Consider the following 14,226-nt stretch of genomic DNA (forward strand, 5'->3'; position numbering starts at 1 on the left):
CAATTGAAACCACTACTGTCCAGAATGGATAGAATCGGGTGCATGGTCACCTTGGAACAGATCTGGTCACGCGCAGAACTCGCGCTCGAAGTCATCGTCGATTCGCCCACCGCAGCGGAGCAGAACGTCACGATCGTGCACTCCTCGGAGCTGCCGGAGGTCGACGAATGGCTTGCCGGCGGTGAGGTGCTGTTGACGATCGGGGTCGGTCAGGACCTCGGCGGGGACACGGTTGGGGACTATGTGCGGCGCCTCAAGGCTGTCGGCGTGCATGCGCTCGGCATCGGGCTGGGCTCCGACCTGCCGTGGCAGCGGGTTCCGCCGAAGCTCGTCGCCGCCGCGCGGGAGGCGGGGCTGGCGCTGTTCGGCGTGCCCGAGCCGGTTCCGTTCGTCGCCGTCGTCGATGCCTTCACCCGGATGCGTGAGGCCGAGACCAACCGAGAGCTGACCCGGGCGAGCAGCGCCGCCCGCCGTTTCGCAACCGCATTGGCCGGGGAGGGGCCTGCGGCGCTTGTGGCCGATCTGGCAGAGACGCTGAAGGCTCCGGTCCGGTTCGTCTCGCTGACAGGCAGGGCGTTGAGCGGTGACGACGCCGAGGAAGACGTGCGTTCGGCACTCATCGAGGAGTCATTGAAGCCGACGTCGGGGCCTCGCCTGATCCGCACCGGTTCGCGGATCGTCGAGGCCGTTCCGATCGGAGGTGATCATCCGCTCGGGTGGATCCTCACCCCCGCCGAGGCGGCCGGATCTCCGAAGACGCGTGCCCTGCTGCTGTCGACCGCCTCGGCGCTGTTGGCGATGTCGTTGGCGGATCTGCCCGTTCCCTCCGGTCGCGCGCTGCTCTTCGACGCCGATCTCAGTGACGACGAAGCACGTGGGGAGTGGACCCGGGTGACGGGGTTGGCACCGGTGGCGACGGTGGGGATGCGCATCTTCGGCGGTGTCCGTGGGGACTCCGCCGAACGCCTCATCGCCGATATCGTCGGTCGGAGCCTGCTCACTCGCACCGGTTCGCTGCTCGGGGTGGTCGGGGCGCAGGAACGCGGACTCGATGAGCTGGTGACGCGGGCCGCCGAGGTCACCGGCCTGGACGTGCTTGCGGAGAAGAGGCTGCCGTTGGGTCAGCTCCATCACACGTGGATGCTGTGGCGGACCCAGCACGAGTCCGAGGCCTCCGAGGTCAGGGCGCTGCTGTCGGCGGTCGATGAGGAGGCTGCCGACCGATTCGTCGATCGGATTCTCGGCGAACTCTTTCGGGCCCGCGGTGGTCAGGAGCTGTTGGAGACTCTCCGGGCCTTCATCGCCGCGTCCGGGGCACGCGAGCGCATCGCCGCCGAGTTGGGAGTCCACCGGCATACGGTGCGGGCTCGGTTGGCGAAGATCGAGAAGCTGCTCGGCCGGGACCTCTCCCGTGCCGAAACGCTGCAGGCGGTGTCGTTGGCACTCGAACTTGCCGAACTCTGAGCACACCTCTCACCGACTGCTCGGCACGGTGTGCTGCGCGGCGGTGCTCTCCGATCAGTCCTCGAAGTGTTCGATGTGGAAGCGTTCGGCGATCTCAAGCACTCGGGCGAGGGCTTCGTCTTCGCCGATGCTGATGCGCACACCGGCCCCGAGGTTGCGCACGGCCACGGCCTGTTCGACGCAGGCATCTTCGAAGGCATCAGATTTCTCCCCCAGCGGCAGCCAGACATAGTTCGCCTGTGCTTCGGGCACCTCCCAGCCTTGTTCGCGCAGTGCAGCTGCGAAGGCATCGCGGGTCTGTGCGATCTCGCCGGCCCGCTCGAGCACTTCGTCCCAATGATTGAGGGATTCGAGGGCGGCTGCCTGGCTGAGGTCGGTGACGCCGAAGGGGATGACGGCTTTGAGCAGTCCTTCGATGACCGGCGGGTGGGCGACGGCGTAGCCGACACGCAGCCCGGCGAGTCCGTGTGCCTTGGAGAAGGTGCGGAGCAGAACGAGATTCGGATAGTCGCGGACAAGACCGAGTCCATCGGCTCGCCCGGGTTCGGTGGCGAACTCCCAGTACGCTTCGTCGAGTGCGACGAGGACGTGGTCAGGTACCTTGTCGAGGAAGGCGCGGACCTCGTCGTCGCGCAGCACCGGGCCGGTCGGGTTGTTCGGCGAGCACAGGATGATGAGGCGGGTGTCTTCGGTGATCGCCGCCGCCATTGCGTCGAGGTCGTGGCGACCCTCGGCTGTCAGCGGCACTTCGCGGCGGGTGGACCCGACGAGCCCGGTGGTCTGCGGATACATCTCGAACGACGGCCACGGATAGATCGCCTCGGTGGTGGCGTCCGAGGTGATCTGGGTCAGCGCGACGAGCAGTTCGCTGGCACCGGTGGTGACGACGAGCTGATCCAGCCCGACACCGAGGCGGTCGGCCAGTCCCTGACGCAGCGCCAGCGCCGCGTCGTCGGGGTAGAGCGCGGGGTTCGTCGCGTGAGCGACCATGGTTTCGAGCACTGCCGGCAGGGGAGGCAGGAAGTTCTCGTTCGAGGAGAGTTTGAACGACTCGAGGCCCTCGACCTGGCGGGGAGGCTTGCCCGGAACATAGGGCGGGAAGGTCTCCAGAGCGGCCCGCAGCCGCGGTGACGGTGCCGAGGGTGCGGAGGCCGAAGCGGTGGAGCCGGATGCGCTCGAGGACGAAGTCCCGGGCGCGGAGGTGGACGCAGAATCTGAAGCAGCGGGGTCGGAGGCGTTCATGGACTCATGATGTCACAGCGGGTCAGCGCTGCCACCACGCCCCGGAGGGGTCAGACTTCGTCGACGAGGATCACCAGGGTTTCTCCGGGGTCGACCGGCCTCCCTCGCCGCCGGGGCCCTGCTGTTGCTGCTGTCGTTCGGAGTCCTCGCGACGCTTCTCAAGCTCGTCCCGCTTCTTCTCTCGTTCGGACTTGCCTGAGGAATCGTCCGGCTTCTCCTCATCTTCCCCGGGATCCTGGCTTTCATCTCCGGAGGATTTCTCGTCCCCGGAGTCCTTCTCCTGCGAGTCCTCGTCCTCGGACTCGCTGTCGTCGGTTCCCTCCTCCTTGGCTTGCCCGCCCTGCTTCTTGTCCTCGACGCGTTCCTTCGCCTGGCTGCTCTTCTGCTTCTCTTCGCTCTTCTTCGGCTGGCATTCCTCGGGCGCGTCTTCGAGGGTCCTCAGTGACCGGTCGTAGAGTTCCTGCGACTGGTCGGGGTCCTGGGAGGCGATCTGATCTGCCTGCTTCTCATAGACAAAGGACAGGTTGATCCGCACAGCACATTCGGCCGAGGTCGGAGCGATCTCCAAGGCGGCTTCGAGATCGGTCTGGGCAGCGTCGTAGTCGCCGACGGCCGCCTCGGCGGTGCCGCGGTTGAAGTAGCCGATATGGCGTTGGAACGGGCTGACCCGTAGGAACGCCGTCGCCGCCTTCTTGGCACCGGGGAAGTCATTCGAGGTGTATCTGACCTGCGAGGCTGTTCCGAAGTATGTAGCCATGGCGATATAGCCGAACACCAGGGCGAATATCGTGCCGAGGATGAGGTTGATCTTCGTGATCCGACGCAGCCGTGACCACAGATTCTTCAGGCGGTTCATCGCTGACCTCCCTGATAGGGCACCGGCTGGTAGGGAACCGATCCGCTGGGACCGGGTGGGCCTCCGGGACCTAGAGGACCCCCGGGACCAAACGGACCTCCGGGACCGGGTGGGCCGCCTCGGCGAGGTCGTTTGGGGGTGATCGCCTTGAGGCGAAGGTATTCGCGGACTCCGAAGACGAGTTCCACGGCGATCCACGCGAAGACGAGGATGAGCGGGACCCAATAGTATTCGTCGACGGTGACCCGGCCGTCCTTCTTCACCAGGGCCTGATCGTACTTCGGGGCGGTGTAGACGCTGGAGATCGCGCCGTTTCCGTCCCGGTGGTGGTAATCGACGCCGAGGTCCGAGGCGATCTGGCGCAGGTTGCCCTCGTCGATCTTCGAGATCCCCGGATTGCCGTTGCGGTCCTGGATGTACTCGGGAGGTGCCTGATCGTCATCTGGGTCATCGGGGTCGCCGATGCCGGGCGCATTGCCGGGATCACCGACACCGGACCCGTAGCCGAAAGGCTGGCTGTCGCGCATCTTCCCGCCTTGATCGGTGCCGTATCCGAAGACGGCGCCGCTGTCGATGCGGGAGGCGAAGGGCGACCACGACTCCGGATTCTCCGATACGGTCTGCTCACCGTCGCCGAAGTAGAACACGACGTTCTTGTTCTCCGGACGGTCCTCATCGTTCGAGGTCATCCGCTTATCGAGCTCCTCACCGGCCTCGGTGATCGATGAGCCTCTGGAATTCATGGATGATTCGGGTTCGAGGACGTCGACGGCGGAGGCGAAGGCGGCGTGGTCGGTCGTCAGCGGCATCACGGTGGCTGCGGTCGAAGCGAAGGTGATGATGCTCAGCCGGGTGCCGGGGAAGGCGTCGGCGAGTTCGAGCATGTCCTTCTTGACCCCCTCGAGGCGGGTGTCGTCCCCGTCGAAATCCTCAGCGGCCATCGACGTCGTGACGTCGACGACGAAGTACACATCGGCTCGTGCCTCGTACTCCTCGGTCGAGGATTTGATGGGGATCCCGGGGCGTGCCAGTGCGATTGCGAGCACGGCGACGACACCCATGCGGGCGAACCACTTCCAGCGTGCTCCGTCGCCGCGGATGGCGGGGATGATGCACACGGTGAGCAGGGCGATGACGATGAAGCCCCAGCCGAACCAGGTGAAGACGGGATCGAAGATCATGATTTCGTCCTCCACGCCAGTACGAACACTCCGGCGAGGCCGAAGACGGCGAGTGCGAGCGGAACCACCGGCATATCGTGGACGATCGTGTACGAACGGCCGGGGGTGTTCGCCGCTTCCTGGCTCTGGATCTCCTCGACGATGCGGTCGATCGTCGAGGCCGAACCCATGTCGAACTGTTCGCCGCCGGTACGGTCGGACACGGATCGCAGCTCCTTCGTCTGAGTGGTCGTCAGCACCGAGGGAGGGGAGAGGCTGTAGACGCGGACCTTCGCGTCGACGGCGATATCGGCGGCTTCGTTGAGCTCGAAGAGGGGCTCACCGGCGAGCATATTGTCCGTGGCGAAGATGATCGACCGGGACCGGTCCTCGTCCTGCCGGTCGAAGTTGTCGACGCAGCTGACGAGTCCGTCGCCGATGAGTGAGGAGCCGCCGATGTTCGGGGGCGACGTCGACCACGAGTAGTCGGTGCCCTCTGCGCCCCAGGTGCGGAACCCCTCCTCGGCCTCGGCGAGGTAGTTCTGGACCATGTCGTAGTCGTCTGTGAGCGGGAATGCGGAGACCGCGGTGGCATTGAAGACGGTCAGGCCGATGCGTTCGCCGTCGAAGCGGTCGACGAGCTCCTGGTAGGACTCCAGCAGATCGGCATCGTAGCCGAGCATCGACCCGGACACATCGAGGCAGAGCATGACATCGCGCATCTTCCGCTCCGGGTTGACCGTCTCCACCCAAGCCGGACGTGCGACTCCCGCCAGTGCCGACAGCCCGGTGAGGACGATGACTCCGAGGAGGGCGACCGTGGTCACCAGTCGTCTGCGCATGGCCCTGCGGAAACTCGGCAGGCTCGTCATCCGTCCGCTGTGGGCCACGGCCAAAGAGGACTCCGTCGACTTCGGACGGCGGAACCAGAAGACTGCGGCTGCGGCGAGGGCCAGCAGGATGAGCGCCAGCCACCAGAACATCAGGACCATCGCGCCACCAACTTCCGGGCCTCGGCGATCTGAGGCTGCAGACCGGCCGGTTCGGCCTCGGCGAACTCCGCCTCGTAGAGGCCGAGCAGGCACTGCGCGAGGTCGTCGAGACCGGCGACTGCCGCATCGCGGTAGGTCAGGTGCTCGGCTTTGACGCCCCAGGCGTCATGGGCGAATTCGCGCACGATCGTCGCCAGCTGCTGTGCCGATTCGCGCACGTCCGCCGATTCTGCGGTCAGTCCCGTTTCCACGGCGCTGATGCGGGAGAGGTAGGTGCTGCGCACGGGAATCGGGATGCGCGGTCCGTCCGCTGCGGTGACTCCGGCGGCAGCGCGGAAGAGAGGGGCGAAGAGGTTTCCGCACGCCAGCAGCAGGACGAAGCAGGCTGCCACGTACCACGCCGGTGAGACCTCCAGGGGCCCGATGAGTTCAGCGGGGCCCACGGCGGTGCCTCAGCAGAAGAGTATGCAGTCGGCCGAGGGCCGACTTCGGATGGTCGATTTCGATGTGGGCGATGCCCAGCTTGGCGAGAAGGTCGATGCGCTGCTGACGGCGGGCCGCCTCGGCGAGGGCGAATTCCTGTCGGACCTCGGGTTTCGTCATCACCGAGGTCGGCAGTCCATGGTCGGGTCGGGCGACGTCGAACGGCGCCGAGGCGGACGGCAGTCCTGCGAGGTCCGCGTCGGTGATCGTGATCCACAGGACCTCATGTTGGGCGCGCAGCCGACGGATCGTCGCTTCGGCCTCCGGTCCCAGCGGAGCCTGATCGGAGATGACGACCAGCAGCATCCGATGGTTGATATGGCTGGTGATCCACTGCAGCTGAGTGTTGATCGACCCGGGGGAGTCGCTGCCGGTCTCGGCGAGGATCTGCTGCAGGAGATGCTCGAGGTGGGCCTCGCTGCCTTTCCGCGGTGAAGCGGTGGTGCGACCGGCGTTTCCGTGGATGAGCATGACGTCGTCGGCGTGGCGGACGGCGAGGTAGCCGACCATCCCGGCCATGAGGATGGCCAGGTGGCGTTTATCGGCTCCGGCGGAGGTCACGGCGTCGAAGTTCCGGGAGGTGTCGACGACGAGGCCGAGTATGTGCCGACGGTGGGCGACATAGCGTTTGACCAGGGGCTCTGTGTGCCTGGCGGTGGCTTTCCAGTCGATGTCGCGGATCTCGTCACCGGGGATGTAGTCGCGCAGATCGTCGAAGTCGAGGCTGTGGCCGTGGAAGACCGAGGAGTAGTCGCCGTCGAGGAGGCGCCGGGTCCGCCGATGGGCGTGGATGGTCATCCGCGCCTTGATTCGGTTGAGCAGGACAGTCATCGCGGCAGCCGATCAGGGAGTGGGCACTGCCATGAGGAGGGCATCGACGATCTGGGCGCTCGTGATGTTCTCGGCGGCGGCTTCGAAGTTGAGTTGGATGCGGTGGGCCAGCACTCGGTGGGCGAGGTCCTTGATGTCTTCGGGGATGACGTAGTTGCGGCCGCGGATCATCGCCAGCGCCCGGCCGGCGTTCGTGAACGCGATGGAGGCACGTGGGCTGGCTCCGTATTCGATGAACGGGGCGAAGCGGCCGAGGTACTTCGTCGTATTGCGGGTGGCGTGGACGAGTTCGACGAGGTAGCGGGTGATGGCCGGGTCGATATAGACGGTGCGGGCGTAGCTCTGCATGGTCACGACATCGTCGAGTGAGCAGGCCGGATCGGGCACCGAGTCCTTGTCGAAGACCCCGGAGTCGAGGCGGGAGAGGATCTCGACCTCTTCGCCGGGGTTCGGGTGGGTGAGCAGGTCCTTGATCATGAACCGGTCGAGCTGGGCTTCGGGCAGCTGGTAGGTGCCCTCCTGCTCGATCGGGTTCTGCGTGGCCATGACGAGGAAGGGGCGGGGGAGTTCGAAGCGTTTGCCGCCGATCGTCGTCTGCTTCTCCTGCATGGCCTCGAGCATCGCCGACTGGGTCTTCGCCGACGACCGGTTGATCTCATCGAGGAGGACGATGTTCGCATGCACGGGACCGAGCACGGTGTTGAACGACCCCTCGTGTGCGTTGTAGATCTGCGAGCCGATGATGTCGGCCGGCAGCAGATCCGGGGTGCACTGGATGCGGGAGAACTTGCCGTCCACGGCATTGGCCAGAGCCGCGGCCGCCGTGGTCTTCGCCAGCCCCGGCACGCTCTCCAGCAGCAGATGACCGCTGGAGAGAAGTCCGATGAGCAGGGATTCGCGCAGGCGCTGCTGCCCGACGACGAAATGGTCGAGGTAGGACTCCAGAGCCTTGAGGATCGTCTGTGCGTGCGCGATCTCCTGCGTGTTCGCCGGTGCCGTTGCCGTCATGGTCCCTCAGTCTCTCGGTGTCACTGGTGCATCGATGCCACGTGTCTTTCGGTGTCACTGTGGTCGTTCAGCCACGCCGTCTGATGCGTTTCTGTGGTCTCCAGCATATTGGCTGGCACTGACACGCGACAGCCGAGAACGTTGCAGTGCTGACACACAGAGCAGTGCTGTGCCCGACGTGCGTCCGTCCGCCACCTGCCATTCACAGCGCGGCCATCTCATGTCAGGACCGGGCTGTAGCGTCGATGGAACCGACGGACGGATGTGAGGAGGTGCTGTGATGATCGCCTCTGCCTCGACGTGATCGGTGCCGCACTAAGGAGTTCGGAATCGTCGGTCGTGGACTCCGCGACATGCCCACAGGCAAAAATTTTTTCTGTGGAAAGCGGTGGAAAACGGAGGTGGAGAACGGGTCGAAAATCGGCCCTGAAGCCGCCGATCCCAGCGTCCGCGCAGGTGATCGAACTACATGATTGTCGTTCACAGCCTGTGGACGATTGTGGACGGTGATGACACAGGGTGTGGAACCTGCAAATGACACTGGTGTAACACTGGATATAGGGGTAAGGTCTAACCCGAACACAACATCTAGTGGTCACCCCTGAGCCTGCGCCTCGTGATATTCATCATGATCGAGCAGTTGACGGGACACGGTCACAGCCATCAGAATGCCGAACTGCACAGCAGAATGAAGGAGTCGTCATGATCACCGTGTACACCAAGCCAGCTTGCGTCCAGTGCAACGCCACCTACCGTGCTCTCGACGCCAAGGGCCTGAAGTACAAGTCGGTGGATCTCAGCGTCGACGAGAACGCCCTCGATGTCGTCAAGGCCATGGGTTACATGCAGGCTCCCGTCGTCGTCACCGACAACGATCACTGGTCGGGCTTCCGTCCGGACAAGATCGCCACCCTGACCGGCGAACAGTCTGCGTCCGTCGTGGCCTGACAATGCTGCTGGTCTACTTCTCCGCCAACTCCGAGTACACGCACCGCTTCGTCGCGAAGCTGCGTCACCCGGCAGTGCGGTTGCCGACGTTGACCAAGGAGCCGACGCTGCGAGTGGATGAGCCATTCGTTCTCGTCACCCCCACCTATGGGGCCGGTCGCAATCGCGGGGCTGTTCCCAAACAAGTCATCAAGTTCCTCAATGTCGAAGAGAACCGGCGCCATCTGGTCGGTGTCATCGGCGCCGGAAACACGAACTTCGGCATGGACTACTGCCGCGCGGCCTTCAAGGTCGCGGCAAAGTGTCAAGTACCCCTCATGTATCGAGTCGAACTCCTGGGCACTCAGGAAGATGTCGACGCTGTCAACCTAGGATTGGACAAACTGTGCGCGAGCTCGCTGAAGACCGCAATGTAGAGGACATCATCCGCGAAGAGACGGATCTGGATTACCACGCGCTCAACGCGATGCTGAACCTGTACGACGAGGACGGCAGGATCCAGTTCGAGCGTGACAAGCAGGCTGCCCGGCAGTACTTCCTGCAGCACGTCAACAACAACACCGTCTTCTTCCACAACCTCAAGGAGAAGCTCGACTACCTCGTCGAGAAGGACTACTACGAGCCCGAGGTTCTGGAGCAGTACTCGTTCGATTTCATCGAGCAGCTCTCGACGCGCGCCTACGATCAGAAGTTCCGCTTCCAGACCTTCCTCGGCGCGTTCAAGTTCTACACCTCCTACACGCTGAAGACCTTCGACGGAAAGCGCTATCTCGAACGCTTCGAGGACCGCGTCGTCATGGTCGCTCTCTTCCTGGCTCGCGGAGACGAGACTCTGGCCACCCAGCTCGTCGACGAGATCATCGCCGGCCGCTTCCAGCCGGCCACCCCGACGTTCCTCAACGCAGGCAAGAAGCAGCGCGGTGAGCTCGTCTCCTGCTTCCTCCTGCGTATCGAAGACAATATGGAGTCGATCGGCAGGTCCATCAACTCCGCTCTGCAGCTGTCCAAGCGCGGCGGCGGCGTGGCCTTCGCTCTGACGAACATCCGCGAGTCCGGTGCACCGATCAAGAAGATCGAGAACCAGTCTTCGGGCGTCATCCCCGTCATGAAGCTGCTCGAGGACTCGTTCTCCTACGCCAACCAGCTCGGAGCCCGCCAGGGTGCCGGTGCCGTGTACCTGCACGCCCACCACCCCGACATCTATAAGTTCCTCGACACCAAGCGCGAGAACGCCGATGAGAAGATCCGGATCAAGACCCTGTCCCTGGGCGTCGTGATCCCGGACATCACCTTCGAACTGGCCAAGCGCAATGAGGACATGTACCTCTTCAGCCCCTATGACGTCGAGCGCGTCTACGGTGTGCCCTTCTCCGACATCAACGTCACCGAGAAGTACACCGAGCTCGTCGACAACGCGGCGATCAAGAAGAAGAAGATCAACGCCCGCGAGTTCTTCCAGACTCTGGCCGAGATCCAGTTCGAGTCCGGCTACCCATACGTGATGTTCGAGGACACCGTCAACAAGGCGAACCCGATCGACGGCAAGATCATCATGTCCAACCTGTGCTCGGAGATCCTCCAGGTCTCCGAACCGAGCAAGTACGACGACGATCTCGGCTATGACGTCGTCGGCAAGGACATCTCCTGCAACCTCGGTTCGCTCAACATCGCTCTGACGATGGACTCGAGCAACTTCGGGCAGACCATCGAGACCGCGATCCGCGGACTCACCGCGGTCGCCGAGACCTCGAACATCCAGTCCGTGCCTTCGATCGCCCGCGGCAACGACATGTCGCATGCCATCGGCCTGGGGCAGATGAACCTCCACGGCTACCTCGCTCGTGAGCACATCTACTACGGTTCCGATGAGGGCCTGGACTTCACGAACATGTACTTCTACACCGTCGCCTACCACTGTGTGCGGGCGTCGATGGAAATCGCGAAGGAGCGCGGTGAGACCTTCGCCGGCTTCGAGCGGTCGAAGTACGCCACCGGCGAATACTTCGACAAGTACACCGATGAGGTCTGGCAGCCGCGGACCGCTCGCGTGACCGAGCTTTTCTCCGAAGCAGGCGTGCACATCCCGACCCAGGACGACTGGCGCGAGCTCAAGGCTCAAGTGGCCGAGCACGGCATCTACAACCAGAATCTCCAGGCCGTGCCGCCGACCGGTTCGATCTCGTACATCAACAACTCGACCTCGTCGATCCACCCGGTGGCCTCGAAGATCGAAATCCGCAAGGAGGGCAAGGTCGGCCGTGTGTACTACCCGGCTCCCTTCATGGACAATGACAATCTCGAGTACTACCAGGATGCCTACGAGATCGGCTACGAGAAGATCATCGACACGTATGCCGAGGCCACGAAGCACGTGGACCAGGGGCTGTCGCTGACACTGTTCTTCATGGACACCGCCACCACTCGTGACATCAACAAGGCGCAGATCTACGCGTGGCGCAAGGGTATCAAGACCATCTACTACATCCGGCTCCGGCAGCTCGCTCTGCAGGGCACTGAAGTCGATGGCTGCGTCTCCTGCATGCTCTGATGATGGAATCGGCGGACCGATGTGAATCGGTCCGCCGGCCTCGTGCGGGCCCCAAGCCGCCGGCTGGGCCCGAACACATGACTTTCGTCTGCCGCGCAGACAGCACGTACTCACGACGAACAGCACTTTGGGAAGAGAGAAAGCGTTGGAGAATCTGACTCTGGCATCGCATGTCGATGCCATCAACTGGAACCGCGTCGTCGATCCGATCGATGACGAGGTCTGGGATCGCCTGACCGGCAACTTCTGGCTGCCGGAGAAGGTCCCGCTGAGCAACGACATCCAGTCCTGGGCGACTCTGACCGACGATGAGAAGACGCTGACGATGCGCGTCTTCACCGGTCTGACCCTGCTCGACACGATCCAGGGCACCGTCGGTGCGATCTCGCTCATCCCGGATGCTGTCACCCCGCACGAAGAGGCTGTGCTGACGAACATCGCGTTCATGGAGAGCGTGCACGCGAAGTCGTACTCCTCGATCTTCTCGACCCTGTGCTCGACGAAGGAGATCGACGAGGCCTTCCGCTGGTCGCGTGAGAACAAGTACCTGCAGTCGAAGGCGGATATCATCCTCAGCTACTACCGGGGTGACGATCCGCTCAAGCGCAAGGTCGCCTCGACGCTGCTCGAGTCCTTCCTCTTCTACTCCGGCTTCTACTTGCCCATGTACTGGTCGGCACACGCTAAGCTGACGAACACCGCTGACCTCATCCGTCTGATCATCCGCGATGAGGCCGTGCACGGCTACTACATCGGCTACAAGTACCAGAAGGGTCTGGAATCGCAGTCCGAAGAGCGCAAGCAGGAGCTCAAGGACTACACGATGAACCTCATGTTCGAGCTCTACGAGAACGAGGTCGCCTACACCCACGATCTCTACGATCCGGTGGGGCTGGCGGAGGACTGCAAGATGTTCCTCCACTACAACGCCAACAAGGCGCTGATGAACCTCGGCTACGAGGCGATGTTCCCCAAGGAGGTCACGAAGGTGAATCCGGCCATCCTTGCGGCTCTGTCGCCCGGCAGCGATGAGAACCACGACTTCTTCTCCGGTTCGGGATCGTCCTACGTCATCGGCAAAGCCGAGAACACCGAAGACGACGACTGGGACTTCTGAAACACTAGGTCAGCGGCCCGCTCAAGCAGAAATGTTTGGGTGGGCCGCTTTTCTGCATTCACTCCCCAGCGGGGATCGTATCGCCGTCTGCCCACGTTTTGCCCATGTTTCGTTTTCGCGCCTCGTCGATTCGCTCGGCAACATCATCCACATCGGTGTCGAACAGATCCGAGTACACGTCCAAGGTCATGGCCGCGGAGGAGTGACCGAGCATGTTCTGCACGACCTTCACCGAAGCGCCAGCGGATACCGCAAACGATGCCGCCGAGTGGCGCAGATCGTGAAACACGAACCCCTCGTCAAGCTTGGCCTTCTTCCGCACAGAAAGAAACCATGACTCCTGATTCTTCGGCTCAGCCAAATCGGGAATGAGGAGACCACCGGGAACAGCTTTCAGCGTGAGAGCTCGGAACCGATCGTGCATGAACTTCGGATACCCGACTGACCGTTCCCTGCCGTTCTTCGACACTTCGGCGCGAACCCGCACGCGCCGGGCCTCCAGGTCGACGTCCTCCGGTGTCAGGGTCGCGATCTCATTCCACCGCAATCCCATGTATGCGGCAATGTAAAGCACGAACCCGTACCGGCCGCGCTGAGCACGCAAGTGATGCTCATCCGCAGCTTGCGCCACCTTCTCTACCTGCTCATAGGTGAGGTATACGTTCTTCCGGTGAGTCATCGACGGTAAATTCTTGACACCGTTGGCGGGGTTGCGCGGGATCAGGTGATCGTCGACCGCCGTCTGAAGAACTGCTTGGAGTACGTAGTGTGCCCTGCGGACGGTTCTGGCAGCTCGCTTCTCCGACAGCTCCGCAACCCACTCTCTGACGTTCGATCGGGATACCCCGTTCACGGGTAGTGCGCCGAACTTCGGGTAGATGTGAACACGCAACGCGGTCTCGTACACCCTTTTCGATGATTGCTTGGCGCTGACAGTTTTCAACCAGTGCGCTCCGAGCTCCTCGACAGTGATCCTTCCCCTCGTCGGGTCCACGTAGGTGCCCTCAAGCTTCGACACTTCGACTGTGTTGAGGAAGATCTGGGCCTCGCGTTTCGTGCGGAATCCGCGGCGGTCGGTGGGCTTCCGGTCGGGCTTGGTGTACCGAACCCTGTACCGGCGCCCCTTCGCAGTCTCGTACGGTTCAATGCTGGCCATGTGTCATCCTTGTCGTGCTGCCCCGATGAGTCGGAGCAGGTGTTTCTCGTGAGGGTGGAGGAACCGGAGGCGGTCCTCGAGGACTTCAGGTGTCACCCAGAGTTCTTCGGCCGCCTCGTGGGCCGTGTGGGCCCATTTGAAGACGTCGACGAGCGCATCCCAGGCGATGAGTTTCTGGGCTGTGAGTCGGCGTGCTGCTTGTTCTTCTCTCGGGTCGTCACAGTTCGTGTGCCCGAGATCGATGTGTGCTTGCTCGTGCTGGATGGCGCAGCGGCGCTCGACCTGCAGTAGATCCTGGTCGAGCCAGATGGCGTTGTTGCCGTTCGTTGCGGCTACTCGAGTGTCGTTGAACCTGGTGAAGTGCAGGACAACGCCGTCCCCGCGTTCACGTAGTTCTCTCCATGGATGGTGCATAACTCAA

Annotated in this window: 14 protein-coding genes; 5 read left to right on the forward strand and 9 right to left on the reverse strand. The window is 63.1% G+C overall.

Features of this window, described 5'->3' with window-relative positions:
* Positions 1 to 42: 42 nt before the first annotated feature.
* On the forward strand, positions 43 to 1,464 hold the full coding sequence (locus HIM68_RS07050; RefSeq protein ID WP_172170928.1) for a PucR family transcriptional regulator: 1,422 nt from the start codon (positions 43 to 45) through the stop codon (positions 1,462 to 1,464).
* Between the two features lie 54 nt (positions 1,465 to 1,518).
* Here HIM68_RS07050 and HIM68_RS07055 read toward each other — a convergent pair whose 3' ends face one another.
* The 7 genes from HIM68_RS07055 to HIM68_RS07085 form a co-directional block, all read right to left on the reverse strand.
* Positions 1,519 to 2,706 (reverse strand): histidinol-phosphate transaminase, encoded by a 1,188-nt coding sequence (locus tag HIM68_RS07055; RefSeq protein ID WP_172170930.1) that lies wholly within the window; start codon positions 2,704 to 2,706, stop codon positions 1,519 to 1,521.
* A gap of 70 nt (positions 2,707 to 2,776) precedes the next feature.
* Complete coding sequence (locus HIM68_RS07060) at positions 2,777 to 3,562, reverse strand: tetratricopeptide repeat protein (protein ID WP_172170932.1); 786 nt, start codon at positions 3,560 to 3,562, stop codon at positions 2,777 to 2,779.
* Complete coding sequence (locus tag HIM68_RS07065) at positions 3,559 to 4,743, reverse strand: VWA domain-containing protein (protein ID WP_172170934.1); 1,185 nt, start codon at positions 4,741 to 4,743, stop codon at positions 3,559 to 3,561. The genes HIM68_RS07060 and HIM68_RS07065 overlap by 4 nt, the downstream gene beginning before the upstream one ends.
* Positions 4,740 to 5,714 (reverse strand): VWA domain-containing protein, encoded by a 975-nt coding sequence (locus tag HIM68_RS07070; RefSeq protein WP_139470366.1) that lies wholly within the window; start codon positions 5,712 to 5,714, stop codon positions 4,740 to 4,742. The genes HIM68_RS07065 and HIM68_RS07070 overlap by 4 nt, the downstream gene beginning before the upstream one ends.
* Positions 5,705 to 6,157 carry a hypothetical protein gene (locus HIM68_RS07075; protein ID WP_139470365.1) on the reverse strand — a complete coding sequence of 151 codons (453 nt, stop codon included), beginning with the start codon at positions 6,155 to 6,157 and terminating at the stop codon, positions 5,705 to 5,707. Before HIM68_RS07075 ends, HIM68_RS07070 begins: the two co-directional genes overlap by 10 nt.
* Positions 6,144 to 7,028 carry a DUF58 domain-containing protein gene (locus HIM68_RS07080; protein WP_172170936.1) on the reverse strand — a complete coding sequence of 295 codons (885 nt, stop codon included), beginning with the start codon at positions 7,026 to 7,028 and terminating at the stop codon, positions 6,144 to 6,146. Before HIM68_RS07080 ends, HIM68_RS07075 begins: the two co-directional genes overlap by 14 nt.
* Positions 7,029 to 7,040: 12 nt before the next feature.
* Positions 7,041 to 8,036 (reverse strand): MoxR family ATPase, encoded by a 996-nt coding sequence (locus HIM68_RS07085; RefSeq protein WP_139908556.1) that lies wholly within the window; start codon positions 8,034 to 8,036, stop codon positions 7,041 to 7,043.
* A 702-nt stretch (positions 8,037 to 8,738) separates the two neighbouring features.
* Here HIM68_RS07085 and nrdH point away from each other — a divergent pair.
* From nrdH to nrdF, 4 genes are all read left to right on the forward strand, one after another.
* A complete protein-coding gene (gene nrdH / locus HIM68_RS07090) occupies positions 8,739 to 8,984 on the forward strand; it encodes a glutaredoxin-like protein NrdH (RefSeq protein WP_025778731.1) in 246 nt (81 codons plus the stop codon).
* 2 nt (positions 8,985 to 8,986) lie between these two features.
* A complete protein-coding gene (gene nrdI / locus HIM68_RS07095; protein ID WP_101546862.1) occupies positions 8,987 to 9,400 on the forward strand; it encodes a class Ib ribonucleoside-diphosphate reductase assembly flavoprotein NrdI in 414 nt (137 codons plus the stop codon).
* A 5-nt stretch (positions 9,401 to 9,405) separates the two neighbouring features.
* Entirely contained in the window at positions 9,406 to 11,532 is a 2,127-nt protein-coding gene (gene nrdE, locus HIM68_RS07100; RefSeq protein ID WP_259357927.1) for a class 1b ribonucleoside-diphosphate reductase subunit alpha, read from the forward strand.
* Between the two features lie 145 nt (positions 11,533 to 11,677).
* Positions 11,678 to 12,649, forward strand: a complete 972-nt coding sequence (gene nrdF, locus HIM68_RS07105) for a class 1b ribonucleoside-diphosphate reductase subunit beta (protein ID WP_172170940.1) — start codon at positions 11,678 to 11,680, stop codon at positions 12,647 to 12,649.
* A gap of 58 nt (positions 12,650 to 12,707) precedes the next feature.
* Here nrdF and HIM68_RS07110 read toward each other — a convergent pair whose 3' ends face one another.
* Both HIM68_RS07110 and HIM68_RS07115 read right to left on the reverse strand, forming a co-directional pair.
* Positions 12,708 to 13,805, reverse strand: coding sequence for a site-specific integrase (locus tag HIM68_RS07110; protein ID WP_172170942.1), 1,098 nt, complete (start codon positions 13,803 to 13,805; stop codon positions 12,708 to 12,710).
* Positions 13,806 to 13,808: 3 nt separating this feature from the next.
* On the reverse strand, positions 13,809 to 14,219 hold the full coding sequence (locus HIM68_RS07115; RefSeq protein WP_172170944.1) for an ImmA/IrrE family metallo-endopeptidase: 411 nt from the start codon (positions 14,217 to 14,219) through the stop codon (positions 13,809 to 13,811).
* Between the last annotated feature and the right edge of the window lie 7 nt (positions 14,220 to 14,226).

The organism is Brevibacterium sp. CT2-23B (assembly GCF_013168765.1).
Lineage (GTDB): Bacteria > Actinomycetota > Actinomycetes > Actinomycetales > Brevibacteriaceae > Brevibacterium > Brevibacterium sediminis.

Bases quoted from the DNA above. Each gene is read 5' to 3' on its own strand.
- HIM68_RS07085 (WP_139908556.1), bottom strand. From the start codon at position 8,036: ATGACGGCAACGGCACCGGCGAACACGCAGGAGATCGCGCACGCACAG.
- HIM68_RS07060 (WP_172170932.1), bottom strand. From the start codon at position 3,562: ATGAACCGCCTGAAGAATCTGTGGTCACGGCTGCGTCGGATCACGAAG.
- nrdI (WP_101546862.1), top strand. From the start codon at position 8,987: ATGCTGCTGGTCTACTTCTCCGCCAACTCCGAGTACACGCACCGCTTC.
- HIM68_RS07115 (WP_172170944.1), bottom strand. From the start codon at position 14,219: ATGCACCATCCATGGAGAGAACTACGTGAACGCGGGGACGGCGTTGTC.
- HIM68_RS07080 (WP_172170936.1), bottom strand. From the start codon at position 7,028: ATGACTGTCCTGCTCAACCGAATCAAGGCGCGGATGACCATCCACGCC.
- HIM68_RS07110 (WP_172170942.1), bottom strand. From the start codon at position 13,805: ATGGCCAGCATTGAACCGTACGAGACTGCGAAGGGGCGCCGGTACAGG.
- nrdH (WP_025778731.1), top strand. From the start codon at position 8,739: ATGATCACCGTGTACACCAAGCCAGCTTGCGTCCAGTGCAACGCCACC.
- HIM68_RS07070 (WP_139470366.1), bottom strand. From the start codon at position 5,714: ATGGTCCTGATGTTCTGGTGGCTGGCGCTCATCCTGCTGGCCCTCGCC.
- HIM68_RS07050 (WP_172170928.1), top strand. From the start codon at position 43: ATGGTCACCTTGGAACAGATCTGGTCACGCGCAGAACTCGCGCTCGAA.
- HIM68_RS07065 (WP_172170934.1), bottom strand. From the start codon at position 4,743: ATGATCTTCGATCCCGTCTTCACCTGGTTCGGCTGGGGCTTCATCGTC.
- HIM68_RS07055 (WP_172170930.1), bottom strand. From the start codon at position 2,706: ATGAACGCCTCCGACCCCGCTGCTTCAGATTCTGCGTCCACCTCCGCG.